The sequence below is a fragment of the Moraxella sp. CTOTU48268 genome (assembly GCF_032069585.1).
Taxonomy (GTDB): domain Bacteria; phylum Pseudomonadota; class Gammaproteobacteria; order Pseudomonadales; family Moraxellaceae; genus Faucicola; species Faucicola cinerea.
The window spans coordinates 1-26,829 of the sequence record NZ_DAMALV010000015.1; the positions used below are offsets into that span (position 1 = coordinate 1).

Annotated in this window: 24 protein-coding genes and 1 pseudogene; 12 read left to right on the forward strand and 13 right to left on the reverse strand. The window is 44.3% G+C overall.

Annotated elements, in window-relative coordinates; genetic code table 11:
• From RT143_RS06790 to RT143_RS06800, 3 genes and pseudogenes are all read right to left on the reverse strand, one after another.
• Positions 1-318, reverse strand: a pseudogene (locus RT143_RS06790) (hypothetical protein); the annotation flags it as partial.
• 208 nt (positions 319-526) lie between these two features.
• The gene (rlmN, locus tag RT143_RS06795; RefSeq protein ID WP_313092025.1) at positions 527-1,726 is read right to left on the reverse strand and encodes a dual-specificity RNA methyltransferase RlmN; all 1,200 of its coding nucleotides are present in this window, start codon (positions 1,724-1,726) and stop codon (positions 527-529) included.
• Between the two features lie 161 nt (positions 1,727-1,887).
• Positions 1,888-2,070, reverse strand: a complete 183-nt coding sequence (locus tag RT143_RS06800; protein ID WP_313016107.1) for a hypothetical protein — start codon at positions 2,068-2,070, stop codon at positions 1,888-1,890.
• Positions 2,071-2,323: 253 nt separating this feature from the next.
• On the opposite strand from RT143_RS06800, the gene dusB reads away from it, so the two are divergent.
• From dusB to RT143_RS06815, 3 genes are all read left to right on the forward strand, one after another.
• On the forward strand, positions 2,324-3,322 hold the full coding sequence (gene dusB / locus RT143_RS06805) for a tRNA dihydrouridine synthase DusB (RefSeq protein ID WP_313092026.1): 999 nt from the start codon (positions 2,324-2,326) through the stop codon (positions 3,320-3,322).
• A 179-nt stretch (positions 3,323-3,501) separates the two neighbouring features.
• Positions 3,502-4,140 carry a peroxiredoxin gene (locus tag RT143_RS06810; protein WP_313092027.1) on the forward strand — a complete coding sequence of 213 codons (639 nt, stop codon included), beginning with the start codon at positions 3,502-3,504 and terminating at the stop codon, positions 4,138-4,140.
• Positions 4,141-4,373: 233 nt separating this feature from the next.
• Positions 4,374-5,159 carry an META domain-containing protein gene (locus tag RT143_RS06815; protein WP_313092028.1) on the forward strand — a complete coding sequence of 262 codons (786 nt, stop codon included), beginning with the start codon at positions 4,374-4,376 and terminating at the stop codon, positions 5,157-5,159.
• A 55-nt stretch (positions 5,160-5,214) separates the two neighbouring features.
• Here RT143_RS06815 and rlmKL read toward each other — a convergent pair whose 3' ends face one another.
• The 5 genes from rlmKL to queC form a co-directional block, all read right to left on the reverse strand.
• Positions 5,215-7,461 carry a bifunctional 23S rRNA (guanine(2069)-N(7))-methyltransferase RlmK/23S rRNA (guanine(2445)-N(2))-methyltransferase RlmL gene (rlmKL, locus tag RT143_RS06820; RefSeq protein WP_313092030.1) on the reverse strand — a complete coding sequence of 749 codons (2,247 nt, stop codon included), beginning with the start codon at positions 7,459-7,461 and terminating at the stop codon, positions 5,215-5,217.
• Positions 7,462-7,543: 82 nt separating this feature from the next.
• On the reverse strand, positions 7,544-8,662 hold the full coding sequence (locus RT143_RS06825) for a mechanosensitive ion channel family protein (protein ID WP_313092032.1): 1,119 nt from the start codon (positions 8,660-8,662) through the stop codon (positions 7,544-7,546).
• A gap of 60 nt (positions 8,663-8,722) precedes the next feature.
• Positions 8,723-9,223: a peroxiredoxin gene (locus tag RT143_RS06830; protein ID WP_313092033.1), complete on the reverse strand. Its 501-nt coding sequence runs from the start codon at positions 9,221-9,223 to the stop codon at positions 8,723-8,725.
• A 145-nt stretch (positions 9,224-9,368) separates the two neighbouring features.
• Positions 9,369-9,683, reverse strand: coding sequence for a hypothetical protein (locus RT143_RS06835; RefSeq protein ID WP_159676342.1), 315 nt, complete (start codon positions 9,681-9,683; stop codon positions 9,369-9,371).
• Positions 9,684-9,790: 107 nt separating this feature from the next.
• Positions 9,791-10,501: a 7-cyano-7-deazaguanine synthase QueC gene (queC, locus tag RT143_RS06840; RefSeq protein ID WP_313092035.1), complete on the reverse strand. Its 711-nt coding sequence runs from the start codon at positions 10,499-10,501 to the stop codon at positions 9,791-9,793.
• 290 nt (positions 10,502-10,791) lie between these two features.
• On the opposite strand from queC, the gene RT143_RS06845 reads away from it, so the two are divergent.
• Together RT143_RS06845 and RT143_RS06850 are read left to right on the forward strand one after the other, a co-directional pair.
• A complete protein-coding gene (locus tag RT143_RS06845; RefSeq protein WP_313092037.1) occupies positions 10,792-11,667 on the forward strand; it encodes a DNA/RNA non-specific endonuclease in 876 nt (291 codons plus the stop codon).
• Positions 11,668-11,711: 44 nt separating this feature from the next.
• A complete protein-coding gene (locus RT143_RS06850) occupies positions 11,712-11,981 on the forward strand; it encodes a hypothetical protein (RefSeq protein WP_313092038.1) in 270 nt (89 codons plus the stop codon).
• 103 nt (positions 11,982-12,084) lie between these two features.
• Here the strand turns inward: RT143_RS06850 and RT143_RS06855 are convergent, their stop codons facing one another.
• Positions 12,085-12,855 (reverse strand): MipA/OmpV family protein, encoded by a 771-nt coding sequence (locus RT143_RS06855; protein ID WP_313092040.1) that lies wholly within the window; start codon positions 12,853-12,855, stop codon positions 12,085-12,087.
• Between the two features lie 262 nt (positions 12,856-13,117).
• Between RT143_RS06855 and RT143_RS06860 the strand changes: the two genes are divergently transcribed.
• From RT143_RS06860 to RT143_RS06870, 3 genes are all read left to right on the forward strand, one after another.
• Positions 13,118-14,290: a metal ABC transporter solute-binding protein, Zn/Mn family gene (locus RT143_RS06860; RefSeq protein WP_313092041.1), complete on the forward strand. Its 1,173-nt coding sequence runs from the start codon at positions 13,118-13,120 to the stop codon at positions 14,288-14,290.
• Between the two features lie 192 nt (positions 14,291-14,482).
• Positions 14,483-15,277 (forward strand): metal ABC transporter ATP-binding protein, encoded by a 795-nt coding sequence (locus RT143_RS06865; RefSeq protein WP_313092042.1) that lies wholly within the window; start codon positions 14,483-14,485, stop codon positions 15,275-15,277.
• 63 nt (positions 15,278-15,340) lie between these two features.
• Complete coding sequence (locus RT143_RS06870) at positions 15,341-16,219, forward strand: metal ABC transporter permease (protein WP_065252720.1); 879 nt, start codon at positions 15,341-15,343, stop codon at positions 16,217-16,219.
• 68 nt (positions 16,220-16,287) lie between these two features.
• Here RT143_RS06870 and mnmA read toward each other — a convergent pair whose 3' ends face one another.
• The gene (gene mnmA / locus RT143_RS06875) at positions 16,288-17,463 is read right to left on the reverse strand and encodes a tRNA 2-thiouridine(34) synthase MnmA (protein ID WP_313092043.1); all 1,176 of its coding nucleotides are present in this window, start codon (positions 17,461-17,463) and stop codon (positions 16,288-16,290) included.
• 257 nt (positions 17,464-17,720) lie between these two features.
• Here mnmA and RT143_RS06880 point away from each other — a divergent pair, with 257 nt between their 5' ends.
• Positions 17,721-18,833: a metallophosphoesterase gene (locus tag RT143_RS06880; protein ID WP_313092045.1), complete on the forward strand. Its 1,113-nt coding sequence runs from the start codon at positions 17,721-17,723 to the stop codon at positions 18,831-18,833.
• 73 nt (positions 18,834-18,906) lie between these two features.
• On the opposite strand, the gene RT143_RS06885 is transcribed toward RT143_RS06880, so the two are convergent.
• Positions 18,907-19,464, reverse strand: coding sequence for a TetR/AcrR family transcriptional regulator (locus RT143_RS06885; RefSeq protein ID WP_060995771.1), 558 nt, complete (start codon positions 19,462-19,464; stop codon positions 18,907-18,909).
• A gap of 295 nt (positions 19,465-19,759) precedes the next feature.
• Between RT143_RS06885 and RT143_RS06890 the strand changes: the two genes are divergently transcribed.
• From RT143_RS06890 to RT143_RS06900, 3 genes are all read left to right on the forward strand, one after another.
• On the forward strand, positions 19,760-21,061 hold the full coding sequence (locus RT143_RS06890; protein ID WP_313092047.1) for an HlyD family efflux transporter periplasmic adaptor subunit: 1,302 nt from the start codon (positions 19,760-19,762) through the stop codon (positions 21,059-21,061).
• An 8-nt stretch (positions 21,062-21,069) separates the two neighbouring features.
• The gene (locus tag RT143_RS06895) at positions 21,070-22,653 is read left to right on the forward strand and encodes a DHA2 family efflux MFS transporter permease subunit (RefSeq protein ID WP_313092048.1); all 1,584 of its coding nucleotides are present in this window, start codon (positions 21,070-21,072) and stop codon (positions 22,651-22,653) included.
• A gap of 153 nt (positions 22,654-22,806) precedes the next feature.
• Positions 22,807-24,855, forward strand: a complete 2,049-nt coding sequence (locus RT143_RS06900; RefSeq protein ID WP_313092050.1) for a potassium transporter Kup — start codon at positions 22,807-22,809, stop codon at positions 24,853-24,855.
• 71 nt (positions 24,856-24,926) lie between these two features.
• On the opposite strand, the gene xseB is transcribed toward RT143_RS06900, so the two are convergent.
• The gene (xseB, locus tag RT143_RS06905) at positions 24,927-25,121 is read right to left on the reverse strand and encodes an exodeoxyribonuclease VII small subunit (RefSeq protein WP_007115343.1); all 195 of its coding nucleotides are present in this window, start codon (positions 25,119-25,121) and stop codon (positions 24,927-24,929) included.
• A 23-nt stretch (positions 25,122-25,144) separates the two neighbouring features.
• Entirely contained in the window at positions 25,145-26,647 is a 1,503-nt protein-coding gene (xseA, locus tag RT143_RS06910; protein WP_313092052.1) for an exodeoxyribonuclease VII large subunit, read from the reverse strand.
• Positions 26,648-26,829: the final 182 nt, after the last annotated feature.

Consider the following 26,829-nt stretch of genomic DNA (forward strand, 5'->3'; position numbering starts at 1 on the left):
GGCATCGTCTAATTTACCACCACGAATATATTCAGCGGCAATCGCGGTGCGAATTTTGGCGATTTCTTCTGGATTTTTTTCCCAGCGACTTGGGTCACTCGCGGTGACTGTCTGCGTGGTGACTTGTCGGGTGGTGGTACAACCGGTTAGGCAAAGGGTGAAGCTTGAAAGGCCAATCATACCTGCGGCAAAAATCTTCGATAAAAAATTTGATTTGCCGGGCATTTTATCATTGTCTATATCGTTGTCGTCTAATTGACACAAAATAGCAGGTTGACTGTGGTATAAATGAGTTTGACGTGAGTGACATGGTGGCATAACAAACTTACTCATAATCAAATGAACTAAATTGAATAATTAAAAATTTTGACAGTCGATAACGATTTTTAATTGTCGATAAAACCCAATAGCAAAACAAGCCTATTACTAAAAATGGCTATTACTATAGCAAAAAAACCTTGATAACACCAACCGATAAGGCTAACTTGCGCCTTTATCACGCCAAACTATTATAATGATAAAAGATTTAATGAGATGCTTTAGATTGTAATGTTTTGGACACTTTTTCTTGCCACTGTTTTGCACGTCGGGTTTTATCCGTCACTTGTCCAACCAATTGTCCACATGCCGCATCGATGTCATCGCCGCGGGTTTGGCGAATGGTACAAACAAAGCCTGCTTGGTTCAAGATATTGCTAAACGCATGAATACGATTGTTACTAGAGCGTCCGTAAGGCGCATGCGGGAACGGATTAAACGGAATTAAATTGATTTTGCAGGGCAAATCTTTGAGCAGATTGACCAACTGACGGGCGTGTTCATCAGTGTCATTGACGTCTTTTAACATCACATATTCGATGGTGACGTGCTTTTTATGACGGGGGTTTTCGTCATATACATAAGATTGAGCGGCGGCTATCAGCTCTTTGAGTGGATATTTTTTATTGATGGGTACCAGTTCATTACGCAGTTCGTCATTGGGTGCATGTAGGCTGATGGCAAGTGCTACATCAATATCTTTGGCGAGCTCGTACATCTTTGGCACGATACCCGATGTTGATAGGGTAACGCGGCGTTTGGATAAGCCAAAACCGAAATCATCGAGCATCAATGACATACTGGCTACCACAGGCTCATAATTTAACAGCGGTTCACCCATGCCCATCATCACCACATTGGTAACCCGATTTTCACGTTCAGTGACAGGCACATTTTCCATATAAGACTGGTTGGCCACCCACAGCTGTCCGATAATTTCGCTAGGCGATAGGTCCCGCTCAAAGCCTTGTTTACCGGTGCTACAAAACGAGCAGTCAAGCGCACAGCCGACTTGCGAGGAAATACATAAGGTTTTACGTCCAAATTGTTTGTTATCGTCAGCAGGAATGAGTACAGTTTCCACCAGCGAGCCACCTGCTACTTCAAACACCCATTTACGGGTGCCATCTTCGCTAAATTGTTTAAACTTGACAGTAGGTGGGGTGACAGTTGCCACTTCATCCAATGTTTCTTGTAGTTTTTTGGACAAATTCGTCATTTGATAAAAATCGGTCACGCCAAACTGATAGATCCACTTCATCACTTGGGTAGCGCGAAACGGTTTCTCACCGAGCTTGGCAAAAAACTGACTTAACTCGGCTTTACTCATGCCAAGTAAATTGGTTTTTGCGGTAAGGTCTTGAGGATTGACCATTTCTGGGTTTTGAATGACAGGAATTTGGGTCATAGCGGTCGTATAAGCGTGTCAAATAAACAAGATAGTATACTAAAATCTCAACTATTTGTCATGGTAAAACATAGTGACTTGTTAGCGGTTTTATATACAATATCTTGACCTTCGATATGTTGCCCAAATTGGCATGGCTAAATGGGTAAAATATCGACAAATCAAATAGCGATAATAAGAATTATCATGATTAGGCATAAAAATGCCAATAACCACTTCCATTCAAGCGAAACAAAATCAACCATACGGCGAGCCACCCTAGCAGACCAATGGGGCAGCTGATAAACCACTTCGCCATTGACATGCTTACCGCCCCGATACCAAAGTTTAAGCTGTTTTAACATATGTTTATGCCCATTTCTATGTCTAAATCTAGGTCTAACAAATTGATGAGTATGACACTATTAAACTTCTATTGGGTTAAGTCTATATGACAAACAAATAAAAAATCGTAAAAAATTGATATAAAAACTCACCCGATTGTTTAAAAGAGGGGGAAATGGGGAGTATGATAAATGCGTAATATTTTTAGCCAAAGCATGGACAATAAAAGTTATAATGTTTCCCCATTTTTGAGCCCGTCATTCTTTTTTATTTATGTCCAACCATCCATTGCTTACTCCCCTCAATATCGGCGACCAGACTATCGCCAACCGCATCATCGTTGCCCCGATGGCAGGGGTCACTGATAAGCCTTTTCGCATGCTAGCCAAATCCTTTGGCGCAGGGCATGCCGTGTCAGAGATGATGACGTCTGATGCCACGCTATTTGCCCATCACAAAACGCTGTATCGTGCCAATTTTGATGGTGAAATCGCGCCTATTTCAGCGCAAATCGCTGGCTCAGACCCAGAAAAAATCGCCGAAGCGGCTCGCTATCAAGTTGCCAATGGGGCGCAAATTGTCGATATTAATATGGGTTGCCCAGCAAAAAAAGTTTGCAAAAAGCTTGCCGGTTCAGCACTGCTCAAAGATGAAGACTTGGTCAAGCGACTATTGGATGCCACGGTCGATGCAGTGAATGTGCCAGTCACGCTAAAAACCCGTCTAGGCTATGCCAATGGCGAAGAAAATATTTTACGTGTCGCAAAAATGGCAGAAGAGGCAGGTATCGCCATGATTGTGATACATGGACGCACCCGGGAAGATAAATATCTGGGCAGCGCTCGCTATGAGTTAATTAAAGAGGTCAAAAATCTTCTCACCATTCCTGTTATCGTCAATGGGGATATCGACAGCCCGCAAAAAGCCAAACAAGTATATGAGCAAACAGGCGCTGATGGCATTATGATTGGGCGGGCAGGGCAAGGGCAGCCTTGGATTTTTCGCGACATTGCGCATTACCTTAAGACTGGTGAAATCCTGCCTAGTCCAACGATGGATGAGTTAAAAGAGATTGTATTAAGCCATTTGCAAGAGATTTATGCGTTTTATGGCGAATACTCGGGGTGTCGTATTGCTCGTAAACATATTGCTTGGTATACCTCAGGCATTGCCAATTCCAATGCGTTTCGCCAAGCCATGTATGAAGAAGATACCACCGCTGGACAGTTTAACGTCGTCGCGCGGTTTTTAAAAACCGCGGAATTTGATTAAAACCTCCACTATAAAACAGTCAATCGTAGGGTGCTTATGACTTTTTAGAAACAAGGATTCGCAAAAAGTCATTATTGATGAATTTAAAATCTGTTAAAATTTTGCTGAGTCTCTGTGATAGACCGATATCAAACAATAACCATATACGATTAATCAAATAAAATCATAAGGAGTCAGCGATGGCACAATTACGAATTGGCGACACGGCACCAAATTTTGACGCACAAACCACCGAAGGCAACATCAATTTTTACGATTGGCAAGGTGATAACTGGGTGGTTTTATTCTCACATCCGGCAGACTTTACCCCAGTCTGTACCACGGAGCTAGGACGCACGGCATCATTGGGTGATGAGTTCAAAAAACGCCATGTCAAACCGATTGCTTTATCAGTCGATAGTGTAGAAGCTCACAAAGCTTGGGCAGGCGATATCTCAGAAACCCAAGGCTGCGAGGTGAATTTCCCCATCATTGCAGACGCCGACAAAAAAGTATCGGAAGCTTACGACATGATTCACCCAAACGCGTCAACCACGCATACGGTTCGTAGCGTATTCATTATCGATCCACAGCATAAACTGCGGTTAACTTTCACTTACCCAGCTGCTGTCGGTCGTAACTTCAATGAAATTTTACGGGTGATTGATGCCTTGCAATTGTCAGATAATTATGGCATTGCAACGCCAGTTGAGTGGCAAGACGGGGACGATGTGATTATCCCGCCAAGCGTGAAAAATGAAGAAATCGCCACGAAATTCCCAAAAGGTCATAAAGAAATCAAGCCTTATCTACGCACCACGCCACAACCGAATAAATAATCGTGTAGTTTAAGTTTGAAATCAAAAACCTAGTCGCTTGACTGGGTTTTTTTATGTCAACTTTCCCATTAAATATACTTAACTAAATTTAAAGGTACTAAACTAAATTTACAGATTAAATGCTGAGTAACCAAAAATATTTGGCTAAAATTCAATTAATGGCGTAATAATGGATATAAACAATGATAAACAATCGAGTGGTTATAGGTGGCTTTAAAACGAGCGCATTGCTCATGATTGCACTGACTGGTTGCCAAACGGTGAATACTAACCCATCAGCCCCTAGTGAAAGAGTGCCATACGTGCAGTTGCCCATCTTTATCGGCTCTACTCCAACCACTAATTCTTTACAGAGTTATGATTGGCAGCTTAACAATATCAATAGCACAGATCCGATTACGTGGAATGGTTCATACTTGCAAACACAGAATGGCAAAGTCACGCTAAACTTTAACCAAAATCACATAACCTATAGTGTAGGCTGTAACCAACTATCAAATCAATATAGCCTAAGCAAAAATACCATGCAACCCATCGGGACAGGTATTAGTACTTTAATGGGTTGTGGTAAATTGCAAGCACGGGAACAATGGCTTGCTAAACAGATGCAAAGCCCAAGTGAGCTACAAATAATGGAAACTCAAGTAGATGCAGTATTGTCGCAAACCACGGCTGATGGTAGCTGGCTGCAGTGGGTAGGTAAATTAAAGCCTGAAGTAAAATACGGCAAAGGGGAAACCGTATTTTTGGAGGTCAAACCGAAATGGCAGTATTGCGACAACGTGACCGATAGAAAGTGCCTAGAAGTGCGTGACATCAATTATGACACTCAGGGACTAAAAACAGCGGTGGGTCAATGGCATCTTTTGGATGCGCCTATCATCAATTATCGTCATGATGAAAGCGCACAGCGGGTTTTGCGCTTGACTCGCTATCGCACCCCACCGACCGATACCAAAGGCTATGGCAACCTTTATCAGCTTGATAGTGTGATTGAAACCAACACTCTGGCAAAATAACCAACTCATCAAAAAAGCAATGGCTAACATGAGTCATCGCTTTTTTATTGGCAAATTATTTGTGGCGAATCACCCACGACTGGTGAATAGGGCGTTTACTATCAAAATCAAAGCCGATGGTTTGGTTGGTCATTTCTTCAACGTGATAACGGTTGCTGATTTCGTCGTCTAGCACAAATTTGGTAAAGTTATTGGAAAAATACAACACACCTTCAGCGGATAAGCGATTCATGGCACGGTTGATGAGTGGTACGTGGTCGCGCTGCACATCAAAAGTACCTTGAAATTTCTTGGAGTTAGAAAAAGTCGGCGGGTCGATAAAAATCACATCGTACTGCTCAGTATTGCTTTTAATCCATTCAAAAATATCTTGGGCAATAAACTGGTAGCTTGGCAAATCTGGCAAGCCGTTTAGGGCAAAATTTTTGCGTCCCCAATCCAGATAGTTTTGTGATAAATCCACCGATGTTACCGCTTTTGCCCCACCCAATGCCGCATGCACGCTGGCAGTACAAGTATAAGCAAACAGGTTGAGCACCGTTTTACCGCGTGCGTTTTCTGCAATAATTTTTCGGAGGCTGCGATGGTCAAGAAATAGCCCTGTATCCAAATAATCGCTAAAGTTCACCAAAAAATACGCCCGTTGGTTGTTGGCGGTTGGCTCGCTGACCACATGGAATTTACCTGAATTGGCTTTTTTCTCATACTGCTCATTGCCCGATTGGCGGGCGCGGGTTTTGATAAACACTTGCTCACGGTTCACTTGCAAAGCTTCACGCACCCCATGCAGCGCTAGATTAAAGCGCTTTTTGGCGGTTTCTAACGGGATTGATTTGGGGGCGGCATATTCTTGCACATGCACAAATTCGCCATACAAATCCACCGCCACTTTAAAATCAGGTAAGTCGGCATCATACACCCGCAGATTGGTCACGGCTTGTTTGTGAGCCAGCTTACGCAGATTGGCAAGATTTTTTTGTAGTCGATTGATAAAATCTTGACCTTCTTCTACAGCGATTTCACGCTTTTCAAAGCGCGTAATCAGCGGTGTGTCTTTACTCTTTAACAGCTCACCATAACGAAAATAAACGGTGATAGCGCCATTGTGACAGCGTAGGGTTTTTGGCTCGGCAAGGGGCAGTACGTCAGCTTGTTCAACTTTGGCAGCGAGGACACCCAAAGTCACTTTGGCAGGGCTGTCTGCAAACAGGGCTTGTAGTTTTTTACCCAAACCTTGATACAAGGGTTTAATCAATTCTTCTTCACCCAGACGCTCACCATACGGTGGGTTGGTTATAAACAGGGGATTGACCCAGCCATTGACTTGTTTTTCTAGTGCCAAATTAAGGGTCGCCAGTGACCGCTGCTGCAAGGTAATACGGTTGATGATAGGCGTCAAACCTGCGGCGATTAAATTTTTGTGCGTGGCTCGAACCGCGCCTGAGTCCATATCAAAAGCAAATACCGCGGGCATCTCGCCATTTGCCATGGCATTTAGGCGGTGATGAAAACGGGTTTGCGCGTCTTGCACCATAGCCTCCCAAAGGGCAGTATCATGATGTTGCCATGCATAAAACCCAAATTGGCTATCGGCTTTATCCAGTCCCACGGCATAATCTGCGCTCATCAGTAAGGCTTCAATAATCAGCGTGCCTGAGCCGCACATCGGGTCGACGATACTGTCAAATTGGGTGGTGTGAAAATTCACGCTATAGAGCAGGGCAGCCGCCAAGTTTTCTTTGAGTGGCGCTTCAGTCATCGCAGCACGATAACCACGGCGGTGCAAACTGGTCCCTGATAAGTCTAAATACAATTCAGCTTGTTTGTCACCCACCGTAGCGACAATGCCAAAATCGGGGTTTTTATCGACATTGGGGCGACGACTGAACTGCTCGTTAAATTGGTCAGCAATCGCATCTTTGACACGCAGCATGGTGAATTGCTGGTTGGCTTGTACGCGCTTATCTAGAGTCAAACGAATTGCAAAGGTCTGCTCCAAATCAAATAGCTGGGTCCATTTGACAGTTTTGGCAAAGGTATAGAGCTGATCTGCAATATCGTATTCGGGATTGATGTTCTTTTTGCCCAGTGGTAGCAATACCCGTGATGCCACACGAGACCATAGACAAACTTGATAAATCTGCGCCAACGTCAATGTCGCCATCAGCCGACCCGTGCGCTCAATTTGTGTATCTATACCAAAGCTTGCCAGCTCAGTTTGCAAGGGAATCTCTAGCCCATCCGCACAAGTGATGACAATGTGAAAAGTTTGCCCAACGGGCGTTGTATTGCTGTCTGTCATAAATACTGCCAAAAAAAGTCAAAGTTGATTAATGGCGTATTTTAGCATGATTAGCAAAGGACAAATGACAGAATGTCTGAAATTATGGGGAAGTTTTTACCGATGGGGCTGCTTCGCTTGGCATTAAAAGCTGCATATGAGGGTAAGGTGTGGCAATGCCGGCATCATCGAGTGCTACTTTGATTTGTTCGCGTAGATTTTCTTTGATAAATGGCATCCGAGACACGTGTGGCGGATTGACCCAAAACCGCACGATAAAAAATACCCCAAAATCGCCAATTTTATCCACCGTCGCTGTGGGCGCAGGACGCTCTAATACCTCTTTGGTGTTGGCTAAAATATCAAGAATGATAGCGCGAGCGCTTTCAATATCCGCTTCCAATGCGATACGCACTTCAATATCAAAACGAATCAGATTTTTGGCAGTTAAATTAATGACTTCGGCTGAGGCAACCGTTGAATTGGGGAAAATCACAGTGATATTATCACGGGTCAAAATTTGGGTAGTGCGCAAGGCGATTTGCACTACTTTACCTTCTTTTTCATTGATGCTGACCCAATCACCGACTTGAAACGACTGCTCAATCAAAATGGTGATACCGGCAATAAAGTTGGCGAGTGTGGCCTGTGCGGCAAAACCCACTGCGATACCTGCAATCCCAAGACCTGCGACCACAGACACAATGTCAAAACCAAACTGCGACATCACCGAGGCAATCCATAATACGATGATGAGCATGGACAACAAATTATGCAATAATTGTTCAATCGACGCGTTTAGCCCATAATTTTTGAGCATTTTTTGCATCAAATAGCCGAGGTTGTACCACGCCATATAAAAAATCACTGACCAAATACCGGCTTTGGCAGTGGCTTTGACTGTTTCAGGTTCAAAATTAAGCTGACTCATCACCGCAAGCAAACTTGAAAATAACCACATCAACCGTGCGATAAGCCTTAACGATTGGCTGTATTTACTGTCTTTGGCGATAAAACGGGCAGAATTGATGAGCAATAAACTTAGCCGATAAACCACGACCAAAATTGCCAACAGTACCATAATTTTAATGCCTGTACTGGCAAGTTTGGAGAGATACAGCGGCCAATTAACCGCTTCATCTTCGAGCGAACCACCGACTGCTTTATAGACGTCATAATACAAGTCGTGATAGATATTTTTAAAAAATTGGTTCACGGACATACAATGAGTGATCTCGAGTCAAAAAATCAAAATAAAATAAGGTGTTTGGCTTAATTTGAGTTAAAGGGTGGGCAATATCGCAAGTAATTTATCCATATGCCCCTTGGCGTGGACATTGCGCATCTCATGAACCAGCTTGCCTGCGTTGTCAAAAATTAAGGTTGAACGCACCACGCCAAGGCTGACTTTGCCGTACAGTTTTTTTTCGGCAATGATGCCAAAATATCGGCAAAGCTGTTCATCGGTATCACTCACCAGTGCAAAACTAATCTGTTGGTTGGCGATAAATTTTTCATGACTTTTGACACTATCTCTTGATACGCCAATGACTTGGTAGCCAAGCTGCTGCAGTTGGGGCAAGTGCTGGCTAAAATCTTGCGCTTGTACACTACAGCCTGAGGTGTTGTCTTTTGGATAAAAGTACAGAATCAAGCCTTTCTCTGACTGCTTGGCATAAGCTAGCAGATTGATTTGACGCTGGATAAATTGCGGCTGCACTGTGGTATGACGGCTGGTATCCGCTTCAACCGTCGTGACCAAAAAATTGGGTAGTTGAGTCATGTTCATTTCCCCAGTAAAAATTGAACTAACAATATCAGAAAGCCAGATTGAGTACAAACTTCTTCATGCGACAAAACAAAAAAAGACCAGTAAACAACTGGTCTGGTGGTGCGGCGCTATCGATTATGGCATTGATTGTAGCCGTTTAGGGACGGGCTTTATTAAATTTAACGCCGTTGCCGCAAGCTTTCATACGCGCACTGATGGTTTGGAAGGTTTTGTTTTGGCGAACGTCTTTCCCACTTTTTACCCAGGCATCAAGCTCATTTTTTTGCGCTTGGGTGATTTTTGCTTGTTCATCTACCACACAAGTACATACTTTTTTTGCAGAAGCGGCATCAGTGATGTGTTTTTCGGTCATTTGGGTGGCGCAAGCATTGACATACTGTGGGTTGGCGGCATGTGCGGCAAACGGCAAAACCATGCTAGCAAATAGGGTCACGATGGCTGAATGTTTCATAGTTTATCCTCATAAGAGACAGCAGTATAGAACAGCAGGTGTTCAATCGTACAATGGCTAGCTTTACCGTTGACGCAATAAAGCTGGCAGGATTTGATGATGATAGATTACTGATAAATAGTCGGGTCATCTATTTCAGCTTGTAAAAAACCTTGCTGACGTAGATAACAGCTATCGCAGTGCCCGCAGGCGCGCCCTTCGCTATCTGCGCGGTAGCATGACACGGTCAAAGCATAATCCACCCCCAGCGATACCCCCAACTTAATGATTTCTGCTTTACTTAAATGCAACAATGGCGTTGCAATGTGGAGATGATTGCCCATCACACCAGCTTTGGTAGCGAGATTTGCCATCTTTTCAAAGGCTTCAATATATTCAGGACGACAATCAGGATAGCCTGAGTAATCGACTGCATTGACGCCAATCACAATGGCATTGGACTGTGTCACCTCTGCCAATGCCAGCGCATACGACAAAAAGATGGTATTACGCGCAGGTACATAAGTAATTGGAATACTGTCATTATGCTGATTATCGCTAAAATCTGTTTGTTTGGCATCGGGTACCACCAGCGAAGCATCGGTCAACGCCGAGCCACCTAGCTGTGCCAAATCAATATCGATAATGCGATGGTTGACTTGGGCAGTCGCGGCGATTTTTTTGGCGGCATTTAGTTCGCTATTGTGGCGCTGACCATAGTTAAAGCTTACTGCTGTGACGTTGGCATAATTGGCTTTTGCCCAGTAAAGGCAAGTCACGGAATCTAGCCCGCCAGAGAGTAAGACGACGGCGTTTTTTGATGTGGTTGATGTACTCATAAAAATTTACTAACGACAAAAAGCGTATTTTATCAGAACTTAAGCAATTGTTGATGGGAAAATATTGGGATAAAAATAGTCAACGCAATATTAGCCAAAAAACATTTCAAAAAACTGCTATCACTGCCAGTAAATATTTGCGTATTCCACTAAAAAACCTTATAAAATAACCAAGAAGTTTTAAACCGGGATTTAAACTACGTTATCCGACACTTTAGCCCGAACCATACCATTGTCGTCATTGTACTATTTTTCATTTTCTTCATTTTTTTCTTTTTTTAAGGTCACTCATGATAGTTCAAACCCATTTTGTTAGCCATACTGCCATCTTATCAGCCATAAGCGTTGGCTTGCTGTATCTGGCAGGTTGTAGTGTTGCGCCCTCAACCGCCAAGCCCGATAGCAATACTGTTACTATCCCTACTACTATTCCTACCGCCCAAGCGAACACAGATACCCAAGCACTCACCACGCGCCCGCTAGACAAGGCGTTACAAAAATGCGCCAGCGAATTTTTGGAGAAAACCCAGCCGACAATGACCGCTAAACTGTCGCAAAAAACCTACCCCCTGTGCTTTAATGGCTTTGCGGTGATGTATTCGGGGGTCACCAAAACCCCTATTTGGGTCGCTGAGCATTTGACGCGACAACGAATAACGGCTGCCAAAACCTTGGTCAGAGAGGATAACTTTCATGAAGAAACTCGCCTGCCAACCGAGGTGCGTAGCTTATTGAGCGATTATACCCGTACCGGATTTGACAGAGGGCATTTAGCGCCCAATGCTGATATGGCAAACCCGGACTCACAATTTGATAGCTTTAGTTTGGCCAATATAGCGCCACAAACACCTGACAACAACCGTAAAACTTGGGTAAAAATTGAAACACAAACTCGCAACCTGACCAACCAATACGGCTCAGCTTATGTAGTGACAGGAGTGGCGTTCTTAACACCGGAAGTCAAACGGCTACAAAATCGCGTGTTGGTGCCATCGCATTTTTTTAAAGCGGTATATTTGCCATCACAACATCAAGCGATGGCATTTTTTAGCCCAAATGATGATAGCGGAACCGTTGAAAAAATTAGCCTAAGTACCCTTAAAAAACGCACCGGGGTCAATGCGTTTCCCAGTTTGCCGAGCAATGTAGCGACTATTGCACCATAACCAAAATCAGTAACAGCAAATCAGCAACTAAACAGGGGAAAAAGATGAGTGCTTTTAAACCATTTCAAAATGATAGCCAAAGCGTAGGATTGGGCGAATTTACCCTTGAGAATCAAGGAGAGCAAGTCAATCTCTATGGCAGTGCAACGTTTACGTTGGATAAACAAAGTTTAGCCACGGCAAAACAATTGCAAGATGTGTTGGACCAAATCATTGCGTATTTAGAAGCCCATCAAGCGCAAACGGTGGAAAAATCTGCCACGCAACAACAGCAAGCGTCGCACGTGGACGAAGTGAATAACCCTTTCTTATAAATAAAAAAAGCGCAAATCAAACAATTTGCGCTTTTTATAGACAGCTTTTTATGTGCAATCTATGCATTAAAACTTATGGGCAAACTAGGCATCAAGCTAGGCATTAAAACTGATAGTTAAAACCAATTTTAGTTTTGCTATCGACACGGTTATCAACTAGTGGGCTGTCTTTTTGCTCATCGCTCAAATACTCTAAATGCTGACTTATAAACGCACTCCAACGTGGCGAAATGGCGTAACTGGCACTGACATTGACATAGGGAGTAATGCTACTATCAGCGTTATAAGCTTTTATCCCGGTGCGTAGCGATTCTTGCTCAGAAACACCAAAGTAGTAGTTGTTGTACTTGTCATTGTACCACTGCAGTCCTAACTCAGGATAAATGGTGATTTTATCGTCCATTGCTTTAAATCTGCTCAAGTGCGCCACTTTTGCGCTGGTACCATCACTGCGACCTAACGCATCAGTTTCCAGTTGCGCTTTAAAGCCACCATACGGGGTGATGCGCATATAGCTAGTGCCCACCATAGCAGACCATTTACGCTCATCGAGTCCTTTTAACGCCGCTGTGCTCGCATCGTCTGGATCAAATGACCGGCTATCGTAGCTTGCGGTCAATCGCCATTCGTTTTGTGCGTCTTTATAGGGATAATAACCCGCTTCACTGCCTTCAATGTAGAATCGATTATTGTCATAAAATGCCTGTGGCATGATCGTAACATCATTGTCCTTGTCGTACGCATAATGATTGATTGACGCGTTTAACCCTAGTTTAAAGCGGGCATTGGTATCCACTGGCATAGAGGCTGCGTGGGCAAATGTTGTGCCCAATATACTGGCAAGTACCAGACAAGGCGCGAAAAATTGTTTCATAAAAATATCCTGTGAGAGTGGGTCATATAAAAAAGTGCTGACAGGCGTGAAGCGTAGAAGATGACAACCGATTCGCCTGTGAACCATACAGCAAGGTGATAAATTTATTATGGCATAAAAAGGTCAGCGCAAATAGTTGAATTTAAAGGTGCGATAGATGAAATCCAAGCCAGCATAAATTATTGAGCTACCTTGAGAACACCATTAAAATGTTATAATATAACATTTTTACCATTTTCAATACTTGATTGGGCAACCTAGCATGATAAACGCATTGATTAACAAATATGCTTTTTTTAGCCGACCTTTACTACTAAGGCTACTAAAAACCCCCACGATTGCAGGGGTAACATTGACGATGAGCCTATTGGGTGGATTAACAGGCTGCCAAAAGCAAACTGATAATCAATCCACCTCAAAGCAATCAGCCTCAAATCAATCCGCATCAAATAGCTCAGCTACAACAGTCTCATCAAACACCGTTATTAATACCCAATTACCCACGGTGTATGCGACCACCAATGTGTGGGGTTCGGTGGCTAAAGCGGTCGGGGGCGATAAAGTTAATGTGATTGTGGGGGTCAATGATTTATCACAAGATCCGCATGATTATCAAGCCACAGCGACCGATAAGCTTAATATCACTAAGTCCGCTGTCATGCTGGTCAACGGTGGTGGGTATGATGATTGGGGTATGAGCTTAGCTGAGTCGGTGAGTCACAAACCTGTGCTGATTAATGCGGTGGCACTCTCGGGGCTAACGCCTAACACGGACAATGCGGCAGATGAGTCTGCCAGTGAACAACACCAACACGACACCCAACACGAAATAAAGACCGCCCATGCGCAACCATCAGATCATCCTCACGTGCCCAGTGAAGGGCATAGCGAAGTACATAGTCACTCGCACGGTGACTTCAATGAGCACGTGTTTTTCTCCCTCGATACAGCAAAAAAAGTGGCTGAAGCGGTCAACAAGCAATTGGCTGCAACATCGCCTGCCAATCAAGCAATTTATGCGAAAAATACCCAGCAATTCATCCAGCAAATTGATGCGCTTAAAGTCAAAGCCCAACAAATCGGACAGCGAAAAGCCATCACTGCCTTTGCTACTGAGCCCGTCATCGGGTATTTGCTAGCAGATATGGGCATCAAGGATGTGACGCCAAAAGCCTATGCTGTGCAATCAGAGACGGATGCAGGGGTGTCTGTCAAAGTGCTCAATGACAGCAAAAGCCTGCTGAGCAATAAACAAGTCGGTTTGTTGGTGGTCAATGCCCAGACCGAGGATGCTACCTCAAAGCAACTAATCACATTGGCGAAGGCATCAACAGTACCGGTTGTGGCGGTTTATGAAACCCTGCCCGATGGCGTGACAAGCTATACGCAATTTATTGAAAAAACTCTGGATGATTTTGCGGCAGCGACGCGCTAATTTTAACTAGCCTAAAAATTTTAGATTACCCATTAACGCATTTGGGGAAAAATTTGCGTTAATTGGTATAGTATTGGCGGGTTATCCCTTATAATGCTTAAATTTTTTAGCCCAGATTTTTTGCAATGTGATATTGCCAATCAACCATCCTTGCCTTTAGGATCTTGCCGTTAGGATGAAGAAGTAGCCACCATGCCCATGTCAACCACCAAAATAGCCAATAGCGAGCGGCAGTTTGCGCAGGCCATTCATTGCCAATCGTTTGTCAAACTGCCACAATCACAGCAAGTCGTTTTGCAAGTCAAAAATGGCAGTATGCACTTTGGACAACGTCTGCTCTGGCAGGATGTCAATTTTTCGATTTTATCGGGTGAATTTGTGGCACTGCTCGGCGCAAACGGGACAGGCAAGACCACACTGCTGCGAAGTTTACTCAAACTTGTGCCACTGTCAAGTGGTTCAATCACGCTTGGCAAAGATATTCGAGTGGGCTATGTGCCTCAGCTCAAAGACTTTGCGCCAAAACTACCGATTCGGGGTAGGGACTTGGTGCAGCTAGGGCTAGATGGGGAAAATTATCTGTTTGGTCTGTTTAGCCCCAAAAAAACCTTGGGCGGTTTTTGGCAGACGGCAAAACAAAAAAAATACTTGGTGGATAAAGCCATTGCGGAAGTCGGCGGTGAGTCATTTTGTGATGCGCCGCTTACCATGCTATCGGGTGGTGAGCAGCAGCGCATGCGTATCGCCCAAGCGTTGGTCGCTGAGCCTGATGTTTTGTTGATGGATGAGCCGCTGCTGAGCCTTGATGTAGCAAGCCAGTATGTGGTCAGTGATATTTTAGCCCATCGCAAACAGGCGCATCATACCGCGATTTTGATGATTAGTCATGAACTCGAACCGATTATACCCTTAGTGGATAAAGTGCTGCGCCTTGAAAATGCGACTGCCAGCCTCGGTGGTGTCGACTTAATCAATCGATTTCGCTAATTTATTTGCTTCAATCAAAAACAAGCCATCACATTCGATGGTTTTTTAACTTTTGGAATTTACATGCTGCTCACGACTTGGCTACATACCATCATCAATTTTGATAACTTTGCTGAGTTGTTGCCCTTGGTATCAACGTCCATTGTGGCAGCGGTGTTGTTGGGTGTGATGGCGGGATTCATTGGGCCGATGGTACAGGCACGGGACATGGCGTTTGCCGTGCATGGGACAGCAGAGCTGTCGTTTGCAGGGGCGGCGTGTGCTTTATGGTTAGGGTCTTCAGTCACCCTAGGCGCCGTTATTGGGGCAGTGACGGCTGGCATGGTGCTGGGGGTCATGGGGATTGATGGCAAAAACCGCAACTCAGTGGTGGGTATTTTGTTGCCATTCGGGCTTGGGCTGGGGGTATTGTTTTTATCCTTGTATCAAGGTCGCTCCTCCAATAAATTTGGCTTATTAACCGGACAAATTGTTGCAATCACGCCCGCTGAATTGCAGTCGATGTTAGTGGTCGCGGTGATTGTACTGTCAATCATCGCCATATTTGGTCAGCGCATGTTATTTGCCGCAGTCGATCCGCAAGTTGCCCAAGCGCAGCATTTGAATTTAACATTTTTATCTTTGCTGTTTATGTTTGCACTGAGTCTTGTGGTGGCGGTGAGTGTGCAGTTTGTCGGTGCATTGCTGCTATTATCGTTACTCATCACGCCTGCGGCAGCGGCGAGTCAAGTGACGGCTAGACCCATCTATGTCTATTTGTTGTCCATGCTGTTTGCCATCATCGCTGGGGTCGGCGGGATATTACTATCGTTAGGACCTGGACTGCCGATTTCACCTTATATTACTACCATTTCATTTGTGATTTATTTAAGCTGCTGGGGAATTGGCTACCTACGAAAAAAAGCAGGGTGGAACAAACGCTTAGCTACAAACTTTTCTTAATCAATAGGGTATAAAAAAGCGCAAATGGTATCAATTTGCGCTGTTTGTGTCTTGATGTATATTAAGCTTTAAACTTCAGCCAGGCTAGTAGAGGCATCGATGGTTTGAATCACGCCACCGCCTAAACAGATGTCATCTTGATAAAACACACAAGACTGACCGGGTGTCACCGCGCGCTGTGGCTCGTCAAACACCACTTTTATGGTGTCCCCCATTTCATCAAGGGCAAAAACTGTACAGGCTTGATCGGGCTGACGATAGCGCGTTTTGGCGGTACAGCGATAGCCTTGGGCAGTAAACAGTTGGGCGGGTGCATCAACCACCCAGTCAAGTTTATAGGCAGTCAATTCGGTGGATTGTAACATCGGATGGTCATGCCCTTGACCAACAATCAGGCGATTATTATCCAAGTCTTTGTGCAACACAAACCAAGGCGCCTCATCTCTATCTTTGACCCCACCAATACCAATACCGCCACGTTGACCGAGTGTGTAATACATTAAGCCATCATGGGTGCCGATTTTTTTGCCATCATCGGTATAGATATCGCCTTTTTGAGCGGGCAAATACTGCTGTAAAAAGTCTTTAAAGCGTCGCTCGCCGATAAAGCAAATACCCGTAGAGTCTTTTTTCTTCGCTGTCGCTAAATCATATTGCTCGGCAATACGGCGTACCTCAGGTTTTTCTAACTCACCCACAGGGAACAAGGTTTTGGCGATTTTATCGCCTGCCACCGCGTGCAGAAAATAGCTTTGGTCTTTATTGTTATCAAGTCCGCGCAGTAGTGGTGCTTTGCCATTTTCATTGCTAAAACCGCGGCGTGTATAGTGACCGGTGGCAATATAGTCCGCCCCCAAGGTTAGCGCATAATCCAAAAAGGCTTTAAACTTGACTTCTTTGTTGCATAAAATATCAGGGTTTGGGGTGCGACCAGCGCTATATTCCGCCAAAAAATGCTCAAATACGCGATCCCAATACTCCATGGCAAAGTTAGCGGTATGTAGCTTAATGCCGATTTTATCGGCGACCGCTTGCGCGTCGGCAAGGTCAGTCATGGCGGTACAATATTCGGTACCGTCATCTTCTTCCCAGTTTTTCATAAACAAGCCTTCAACGTCAAAGCCCGCTTGTTTGAGCAAAACGGCGGTGACAGAAGAATCAACGCCCCCTGACATCCCCACAATGACGCGAGTTTGGGCAGGGCTCGCAATATCAGATAAATTAACAGCAGTTGAATAAGTCATAATTTTTAAAAGTGCCAAAAGGGTTATTATAGCAAATTTATTGCTTGTTAAAAATCAATAAACCTGCCACAATATCGTCATCGGATGAGCCGATATCGAAAAAACCCAACTTATTCTCGTAAGTTGGGTTTTTTAATGCGCAAATTATATTAATTGATTTTTTCAAATTCACTGATTGGCTTTAATAGATAAAGTCACATTGTAAATTCACAAACATTCTTTATATAACCTTTACTTATCAAAAATTTGGGGCTGGTATGCGTTGGATATTTCTGACCGTCATTGTATTGTTGTTTGAATTGTTTACTTATGGGGCAGGGCGGGGGCTGCAGTGGTGGGCAGGGTCTTGGTTATCCGATCGGTCTTCTCGCTATTTGATGATTAGTCTATTTGTGATGAGTAATGCGTTATTGGTATTTGGCATCGCACGATTGACAAGCTTTGGGCTTAAGCTGTCTATGACTTGGCTGACTATTTTGTGGTTTGTCATCATGTCGATGGTGGCGGTGGGCATTATCAATCTGGTGTTGATGAAAGTTGCCCCGCAATTTTTTAATTCAGTGAGTTATCAAATTTACGGGGAACGCATTTTGTTGCCGCTCGTGTTTTTTGGCATGGTGTTGATGGGTATTTATAATGCTTATACACCCACCATTCGTCATATCAGCTTGACTGCCAATCAGCCACTGGCCAAACCGATTCGGATTGGGATGGTTTCAGACTTGCATTTGGGTCTAATGGTCGGTGAGCGGCAAATTAACCGATTAACCGATATGGTAAAAGCACAGGACGTGCAACTGCTGCTCATGCCTGGCGATATCATGGATGATAATGTTGACTATTATACCTCGCAAAATATGCAGCCCGCGCTGCAGCAACTAGCAAATGCAGTGCCAATGGGCGCGTATGCCACGCTAGGTAATCATGATATGTATGGGCATGAAAGCGAGATTCGCGATGCGATCAAAAAAGCCAATATCACCTTATTGGCAGATGACAAAGTGTTGGTTGATAACCAGCTTTGGTTGGTAGGGCGACTGGATAATCATGCCACTTATCGTAAAGCGACCAAGGACTTAATGCCGTCAAATACCGATAAGCCGATTATTTTACTTGACCATGAGCCCAATGAAATTGAACAAAACGTACAATTACCGATTGATTTGCAAGTGTCTGGACATACCCATAATGGGCAAATATTTCCTGCCAATTTCATTGTCAAATTTATCAACCGTTTGGGTTACGGCTATGAACGTATCAACAATACCGATGTGATTGTAAGCTCGGGGTATGGTTTTTGGGGTGTGCCATTTCGGCTGGGCTCGCAAGCGGAACTTTGGGTGATTGATTTAGTCGGTAAAAAATCCTAAATCTGGCTTAAGTGCGGTTTAACTAATGTTTAATGAGGACATCAAGGCTACTGCGGATTATGATGATGAGAGATTACTGTATAGACACTGTCTGCATCATCAGTTGTATATTGCTACGAATATCCTCGAGTGATATGTGGTGGTCTTGCTGCAGGCAGTAACTTAAATTGTTTAATATAATGCCAGCATACGTATGCCCTTGAAACTCCAAGTCGCCTGGGCGTCCATGACGCTTAGCATGCTCAATATAATTTTGTTTGATTAACGCATACATATCATCATATAAATGGATATTTGGGGTTTTGATTTGCCAAAAAGCCAGTATGCGTTGTTTTTGCGCGTGAATAAACGCCCAAAATTGTTCCAAACACATCAGTAAATTTTCTTGACTGGCGACACTAAAGCGTTCAGTTAAAAACTTCTCATAGACTTGGCGAAAATTACTCACCATTTTCTCTGCCAGCGCCTCTTTACTGGCGTAATGACGATAAAAGGTTGAGCGATTAATCGCTGCAGTATCTAAAATATCTTGCACCGTGATGGCGCGGTAAGGTTTCTGCTGTAGTAATGCCAGAAAAGCTTGCTCGATATGTTGTTCAGTCTTAATGACCCGTAAATCATTTTCGTTCATCGCTTTTTAGTATCCTTACGCGCTTTATCTTACGCTTTATGTCTTAGCCTTTAAATTTTAGCAATCGCACGAATTGCGCAAAATTTTTACAATAAACAACATTATCTACCTAACTGTATTCTTATGCAACATTTATGTTTTATTTGATGCTTGATGGCTGTTTAGGATAGTTTTATATTGCCACCCATTAAACGTATCAAATTACATAATCGAGCTATTTTCTAGCATCAATCCGTCTGTCAACCGTCGGATTTTTTAGATTTTGCCACTCAAGTTTAGCGATAAGGACGAAAAAATGGCTGAAACCATGCCGAATGGGGTTGATGATAGCCCCGAACCAGCACCCACACCCGCACCTACGCATAGCACAACCCAAATCCCTGCCAAATCCAAACGTAAAAAAAACCTATTTTTATTTACCCTGATTGTTTTAGCCATTGCTGCGGTGACGTTATGGTTATACATTACCCAATGGCGCTATCAAGTCAGTACCGAGGACGCCTATGTGAGCGGCAATCAAGTACAAATCAACGCGCAAATATCGGGGACGGTGACAGCAATTGGGGTCAATGACACGGATATGGTCAAAGCCGGGCAAACCTTGGTAGCGTTAGACCAAGCGGATAATGGCTTAGCCCTTGAAACCGCCAAGGCACAATTGCGCACAGCAATCAGACAGTACAAAACCCAAACCGCAACCATCCAACAAGCTGATGTCAATATCTCGCAAGCGCAAACTGCGATGAATGAAGTGCAATCGCAAATTGAATCTGCCAAAATTGCGCTGCTTGCCGCACAATCTGACTATCAACGCCGCGCCGCTTTGATGGCAAGTCAAGCGGTATCGCAAGAAGAAGTCCAGCATGCTGCCGACACTGTCAAAAAAGCCCAAGCCCAGCTCGATGCGGCAGTTGCCAAGCAAGCCACCGCTCGCTCTGCCGTTGTGACTGCCCAAGCGCAGCGCAATGTGACAGTGGCCAATTTGGGTAAAAATGATGTGCTATCACAACCTGCGGTGCAAACCGCGATGGCGAATATCCAAACCGCTTGGCTCAATCTCAACCGTACCCAGATCGTAGCACCCATCGATGGGCAAATTGCCAAACGCGGTGTGCAATTAGGTCAAAAAATCAGCGCAGGCACGCCTTTGATGGTGATTGTGCCACTACATGATTTGTGGGTCGATGCCAATTTTAAAGAAAGCCAAATTAAAGACATTCATCTGGGTCAAGCGGTGAATTTAACATCAGATATCTATGGTAAAGAGGTTGTTTATCATGGCAAAGTGATTGGCTTGTCAGCAGGGACGGGCAGTGCGTTCTCGGTTTTGCCTGCCCAAAACGCCACCGGTAACTGGATTAAAGTCACCCAGCGTCTGCCTGTACGAATTGCACTCGATAGCAAAGAATTACAACAACATCCGCTACGCGTCGGGCTGAGTATGCATGCCGAGCTTGATAGCCGAGACCAACAAGGCAAACCGCAGGTGGCTACCGCGACCGCTAGCAACAAACCTGTTGCGCAGCTGCAGCCGCAAGTCGATATGGCAGGCGCGACCAAAATTATCCAACAAATCATCCAGCAAAACCAATCATGAGGTGAAAAATGGCGGAAGCAATTTCACCCACTATGGATACCGAGCAGCCAGCGGCTGATAATCAAGCCCGTAGTCAGCCACAGGGCGACCAACCCGCGCCTTTATCAGGGATGCCGCTTGCGATTGTGACATTTGCCCTATCCATGGCGGTGTTTATGATGGTGCTTGATTCGACCATTGCCAATGTGGCATTACCGACCATCGCAGGGGATTTGGGTGCGGCGACTTCGCAAGGTACATGGGTAATTACTATGTTTGCCGTTTCCAACGCGATATCTATTCCCCTCACAGGGTGGTTGGCTCGTCAATATGGCTCGGTCAAAGTGTTTTTGGTGTCGGCAAGTTTATTTGTGTTTTGTTCATGGCTATGTGGGGTGTCACATAGTTTGACGATGCTGATTATTGCCAGGGTGGCGCAAGGCGCAGTAGCAGGTCCGATGATTCCACTGGCACAAAGTCTATTATTACAGTCTTTCCCGCTTGAAAAACGGGCGATGGCGCTTGGATTATTTGCTATGGTGGTCGTCACCGCGCCGATATTAGGTCCGATTTTGGGCGGTTATATCTGCGACAACTATCACTGGGGCTGGATATTTTTTATCAATATTCCGATTGGGATTATTGCCATTATTTTGGCATGGCAACAACTTAAAAACCGCGAAACGCCTGTCATCAAGACCGATATTGATAAAGTAGGCCTTGTTTTGATGATTGTCGGGATAGGTGCACTGCAGTTTTTCTTGGATCGTGGGCGTGAGCTCGATTGGTTTGCTTCCCCTGAAATCATTGCTTTAGCCGTCATTAGCGTTTTATGTTTGAGTTATTTGATAATTTGGGAGCGCGGTGAGGAACATCCGATTATTGATTTGTCGATTTTTCAAGACCGCAATTTTACCATTGGCACATTGGTGATTAGCTTGGCATTTTTGCTATATATGGGCGCCATTGTGCTATTGCCCGTCATGCTGCAGCAAACCATGGGCTATACCGCGGTTTGGGCAGGTCTGGCAGCGGCACCGATTGGTATTTTCCCGGTATTGTTGACGCCTTTAATCGGTAAATACGCGCGAAACATCGATATGCGCATCTTGGTGACGTTAAGTTTTTTAATTTATTGTGCCACCTTTGTATGGCGAAGTGATTTTAATCCGCAGATGACGTTTTGGGATGTGTTTTGGCCGCAGTTTATCCAAGGACTGGGTACCGCCATGTTTTTTATGCCACTAACCACCATTGCGCTCTCCAACATTTCGCATGATAAAATGGCGGCAGCGACAGGCATTTTTACCTTTGTGAGAACCTTGGCGGGCGGGATTGGCGCTTCAATGGTGATGACTGTGTGGGAAAGACGTAGCAATCATGCGCATACTTATTTGACCGAAAGTATCACCCAAAATTCCAATTTTGATGCGTGGTCAAAAAGCCTGCAAGCGTCTGGCATGAGTTATGAGCAAACGCTGGCACTCATCAACCAAAATATTAACCAACAGGCGCTGATTATTGGCTCGAATGAGGTCTTTTATCTGTTTGGCTTGGTGTTCTTATTATTGATTGGTATGATTTGGCTTGCCAAACCGCCGTTTCATCATTAAAAACAAGGGACTAGGTTACTTCTTTCAAGTTAACGCTGATAAAATGTTACTATCGTCAAGTACATAGATAACTTTGGTTACAAAATATAATTTAACCGCAATTTTATAATTCGACTTATAATAATCCATCTTATCAAATTGCGTCGTTAATTTATGAGTAAAGCACATGCTAAAACCTCGGTTCCTGCACTGACATTAGGGGCAATCGGGGTCGTTTATGGCGATATCGGTACCAGTGTACTGTATTCAGTAAAAGAAGTTTTTAATTCTGGTCATGTCGCCTTTAACGTTGCCAATATCTATGGGGTGCTGTCGTTATTTGTATGGACTATCACCATCATCGTCAGTCTTAAGTACATCTCGTTGGTGCTACGTGCCGACAATAAAGGGGAAGGCGGTCTGATTGCGATGCTCGCTTTGGCATCAAGCGCGGTGAGACATCGCCCAAAATTGCACGCAGTCATCATGACCATGGGAATATTTGGTACCTGCTTGTTTTATGGCGATGGGGTGATTACCCCATCCATCTCGGTGCTATCGGCAGTAGAAGGTTTGACGGTGGTATCGCCACGGCTGCATAGTGTGGTAATTCCTGCCACGCTGACCATTTTGTTCTTACTGTTTTTTGTGCAAAAATTTGGTACCAAAGGTATCGGCAAGCTATTTGGACCTGTGATGGTGCTATGGTTTTTATTGATTGCTGGCATTGGGGTTTATCATATTCAGCACAATGTCGAAATCTTGCAAGCCATCAATCCCATCTATGCTTATCAGTTTGTGATGACCAATCCGACACTCGCCTTTATCATCTTGGGGGCAGTTGTGTTGTGTGTGACAGGCGGTGAAGCCTTGTATGCCGATATGGGGCATTTTGGCAAAAAACCGATTCGTATCGCTTGGTTTTCCATTGTCATGCCCGCCTTGCTGCTCAATTATTTTGGTCAAGGCGCATTTTTACTGGCCAATCCCGATGGCAAATCCAATCCCTTCTTTTTGATGATTCCAGATGCCATGCGTATCCCGATGGTGGTGATGGCAACTTTAGCGACGGTGATTGCGTCACAAGCGCTGATTTCTGGGGCGTTTAGTATCACCAAACAAGCGGTGCAACTGGGCTTTTTACCGCGTATGCGTATTGTGTATACCAATGTTAAAGAAGTGGGTCAGGTGTATATTCCAGCGATTAACTGGGGCTTATTTATCGCCATTGCGTTTGCTGTGGTGATGTTCAAATCATCGGGTGCGTTAGCGGCCGCTTATGGTATTGCGGTTTGTACGGATATGCTGATTACCACGATATTGACCTTCTTTGTGATTCGCTATGCGTGGAAATACCCATTGCTGCTGTGTATTGCCGCGACCTCATTGTTCTTTGTGGTGGATTTCTTGTTTTGGGCGTCAAATCTGCTGAAGCTCCTCAAAGGCGGCTGGTTCCCATTGTTGTTAGGGGGCGTCATGTTTGTGCTCATGATGACTTGGCGAGATGGGCGTAACTTGGTGAGAATTGCTCATACCACAAGGCAAATTAACTTAAAAAATTTCTTAGATGACTTGTTTGGCAGTTTTACCAATAAACGCTTACAAATAGCTTTGGAGTCGACGCAAGGCAAATTAGAAAAGCTGACCCAAGATATTGAAAACGCGCCACTTGAGAATATCCAAGAGCTGCAAAATCAGCAAGCGGTACTGCAAGAGAAAATCTTAATCAACCAGCGCTGCCAAGTGCTCTTTGAAAATATCAAAAAAATCAAAGGCATTGCCGTATTTATGGTCTCTGAAGTCGATATCGTACCCGTGGCGTTGAAACAAAACTTAAAGCACAATAAATGCTTGCATGAGTACAATATCTTTGTCACCGTTAATACCTTAGAAACCCCTTGGGTGGGTCTCAGTAAACGTAGTGAAGTGACCTATTTGGGACACAATTGCTGGAAGGTGGTGCTCAATTTTGGCTTTAAAAATGACCCTGATGTGCCAGATTCGCTCAAACACATTCAGCAATTTAACTTTGATTTCGATCCTGCCAAGGTCAGTTATTTCTTATCCCATGAGGCAGTGGTGGCATCTGAGAGTATTAAAGGTATGGCACTATGGCGTGAAAAATTGTTTGCCCATATGCACCGTAATGCCGGCACCGCGGCTGAATTTCTAAAACTTCCTAGTAACAATGTGGTAGAAATGGGTGCCAAAGTAGAAATTTAAATGCCCAACATAAAAAAGCCATTATCCTTCGATAGTGGCTTTTTTATTTTGCTTTTCTGCTTGATTGAAACTTAGTCTGTTTCAAACGCTTGATTAAGCGAGGCTTCAACGGCATCAATCCGCGCTTGGCATACTTTATAGGCGTCAATGGACTGCGCTACAATGGTCATCAGCGCGTCAATATTGGGCTCTTGGCTATTTTGCAAGCGCTGTGCATTTGTTTTTAACACCTCATAGGCGCTTTTAAAATCGGTTGGCTCTGTCATGGTTATTCCTGTTGATAGATAGGTCAGTTTTTTGCGTGTTTGGCGTTGACGGTGGCTTGTAGATAGCCATCTTGTAGTTCAATGGTTATGGTTGAATTGGGCTCAACTTGGGCAATCGAAGTCATCACCGTATTTGATGCAGGATGCGAGGTTCTGATAATCGCATAGCCACGGGTTAATACAGTTGACGGATGCTGTAACAATGTCATCTCACGCAGTTGGTTGGTCGATTGACGAGCCGTGGTGATTTGCTGATAAGCAAGTTGGCGAATCTGTACAAATTGGTTGTCGATGGCAAGTTTAGCGGCAGATAATTGTCGCTGCGCTGCCGATTGTATCTTGGTAAGTTGTTGTTCGCTATCACGGCGTGCCTGCAAGATGCTGGACTTAGCAATTTGCTCGATGGTCAAAAAATGTTGTTTGGCACCTTGGGTAATAGTGAGCAAATGATTGCGAATGCCTGCGATAACCTTCGATGGGGTATCAAAACTTTGATGTGCCACTTCATCTAGCATAACACGGTCGCGCTCATGACCAATGCCGACCCATACCGGTATCGGCTGCTCCGCCACCAGCGCGGCAAGCTCGTAATCATTGAGATAGGCCAAATCGCCCACCGCGCCACCACCCCGGATAATCACTATCAAATCTGCGGTAATATGCTGCTTGCTCAGATTTTTCATGCCTTTAATGATGGCTTGGCGGATGTCTTCAGGTGCGTGATTGCCTTGAAAGGTGGCGTGCTCATAATGAAAAATACAAGCCCCTGTACTGGCGAGTCTATCGGCATCCGCGCGAAAATCGCCCAACCCTGCAGCTTTTTCAGGCGCGACGACGAGCACATGCTCAATATCAAACGGCATCGGTAGCGATTGATTGAGATCGAGCAGCCCTTCTTCATGCAGTCTGGTTAAAATCATTTGATATTGCTTTGCCAAATCGCCCAGTGTGTAAGTGGGGTCGATATCGACGATGTTTAACGAAAAGCCATATTGGGCATGGAACGTGGCTGAGACTTTGAGCAATACATTCAAGCCTCGCTCAAGGCTCATGCCAGTGTTTTTTTCAAACTTTGACAGTACTTTGGCTGCTTGACCGCGCCATAGCGTGCCGCGGCAGCTGGCGGTGACTTTGCCCTCCATATCTTTATCCGCCAATTCAAAATAATAGTGACCGCCTTTGGCTGACAGACTACGGATTTCAGCTTTCACCCAAACGGTATGGGCAAACGTTTCACTAATCACCAACTGCACAGCGGATAGATAATCACTCAGTGACAATACAGTATCACTTAACGCTTGTTGTAGTTGGTTATCGCGATCTTGAATGGCTAATTGTTCGCTAAAGTCATAATCACTCAAGTTATCAACACTGTCACGCTTTGCAGTTGCTTTATTATCAGGCTCACTATCGTCAAGCAGCGCCAAAAATACGTCATCAGCCTGATTTAATGAGGTGGTTTGCAAATCCAGTCGTGCGAGCTGCTCTTCAATTGATTTGATAACAGTTTTGGAAGCTTTTGCCATGGAAAATTCTTGATAATTAAAAATAAAATTGTAGGCGAAAATGATAACGCTGACAACGTGACATTTGTGATTTAGATGTGATGCAGGTTTGATACAGCCTGTTAAGCTGTTAATTTTAAATATTACATTATATTTTATGATGTAATATTCAGAAGTGGAATATGGATACAGAATAATATTGT

Bases quoted from the DNA above. Each gene is read 5' to 3' on its own strand.
- rlmN (WP_313092025.1), bottom strand. From the start codon at position 1,726: ATGACCCAAATTCCTGTCATTCAAAACCCAGAAATGGTCAATCCTCAA.
- RT143_RS06800 (WP_313016107.1), bottom strand. From the start codon at position 2,070: ATGTTAAAACAGCTTAAACTTTGGTATCGGGGCGGTAAGCATGTCAAT.
- dusB (WP_313092026.1), top strand. From the start codon at position 2,324: ATGTCCAACCATCCATTGCTTACTCCCCTCAATATCGGCGACCAGACT.
- RT143_RS06810 (WP_313092027.1), top strand. From the start codon at position 3,502: ATGGCACAATTACGAATTGGCGACACGGCACCAAATTTTGACGCACAA.
- RT143_RS06815 (WP_313092028.1), top strand. From the start codon at position 4,374: ATGATTGCACTGACTGGTTGCCAAACGGTGAATACTAACCCATCAGCC.
- rlmKL (WP_313092030.1), bottom strand. From the start codon at position 7,461: ATGACAGACAGCAATACAACGCCCGTTGGGCAAACTTTTCACATTGTC.
- RT143_RS06825 (WP_313092032.1), bottom strand. From the start codon at position 8,662: ATGTCCGTGAACCAATTTTTTAAAAATATCTATCACGACTTGTATTAT.
- RT143_RS06830 (WP_313092033.1), bottom strand. From the start codon at position 9,223: ATGACTCAACTACCCAATTTTTTGGTCACGACGGTTGAAGCGGATACC.
- RT143_RS06835 (WP_159676342.1), bottom strand. From the start codon at position 9,683: ATGAAACATTCAGCCATCGTGACCCTATTTGCTAGCATGGTTTTGCCG.
- queC (WP_313092035.1), bottom strand. From the start codon at position 10,501: ATGAGTACATCAACCACATCAAAAAACGCCGTCGTCTTACTCTCTGGC.
- RT143_RS06845 (WP_313092037.1), top strand. From the start codon at position 10,792: ATGATAGTTCAAACCCATTTTGTTAGCCATACTGCCATCTTATCAGCC.
- RT143_RS06850 (WP_313092038.1), top strand. From the start codon at position 11,712: ATGAGTGCTTTTAAACCATTTCAAAATGATAGCCAAAGCGTAGGATTG.
- RT143_RS06855 (WP_313092040.1), bottom strand. From the start codon at position 12,855: ATGAAACAATTTTTCGCGCCTTGTCTGGTACTTGCCAGTATATTGGGC.
- RT143_RS06860 (WP_313092041.1), top strand. From the start codon at position 13,118: ATGATAAACGCATTGATTAACAAATATGCTTTTTTTAGCCGACCTTTA.
- RT143_RS06865 (WP_313092042.1), top strand. From the start codon at position 14,483: ATGCCCATGTCAACCACCAAAATAGCCAATAGCGAGCGGCAGTTTGCG.
- RT143_RS06870 (WP_065252720.1), top strand. From the start codon at position 15,341: ATGCTGCTCACGACTTGGCTACATACCATCATCAATTTTGATAACTTT.
- mnmA (WP_313092043.1), bottom strand. From the start codon at position 17,463: ATGACTTATTCAACTGCTGTTAATTTATCTGATATTGCGAGCCCTGCC.
- RT143_RS06880 (WP_313092045.1), top strand. From the start codon at position 17,721: ATGCGTTGGATATTTCTGACCGTCATTGTATTGTTGTTTGAATTGTTT.
- RT143_RS06885 (WP_060995771.1), bottom strand. From the start codon at position 19,464: ATGAACGAAAATGATTTACGGGTCATTAAGACTGAACAACATATCGAG.
- RT143_RS06890 (WP_313092047.1), top strand. From the start codon at position 19,760: ATGGCTGAAACCATGCCGAATGGGGTTGATGATAGCCCCGAACCAGCA.
- RT143_RS06895 (WP_313092048.1), top strand. From the start codon at position 21,070: ATGGCGGAAGCAATTTCACCCACTATGGATACCGAGCAGCCAGCGGCT.
- RT143_RS06900 (WP_313092050.1), top strand. From the start codon at position 22,807: ATGAGTAAAGCACATGCTAAAACCTCGGTTCCTGCACTGACATTAGGG.
- xseB (WP_007115343.1), bottom strand. From the start codon at position 25,121: ATGACAGAGCCAACCGATTTTAAAAGCGCCTATGAGGTGTTAAAAACA.
- xseA (WP_313092052.1), bottom strand. From the start codon at position 26,647: ATGGCAAAAGCTTCCAAAACTGTTATCAAATCAATTGAAGAGCAGCTC.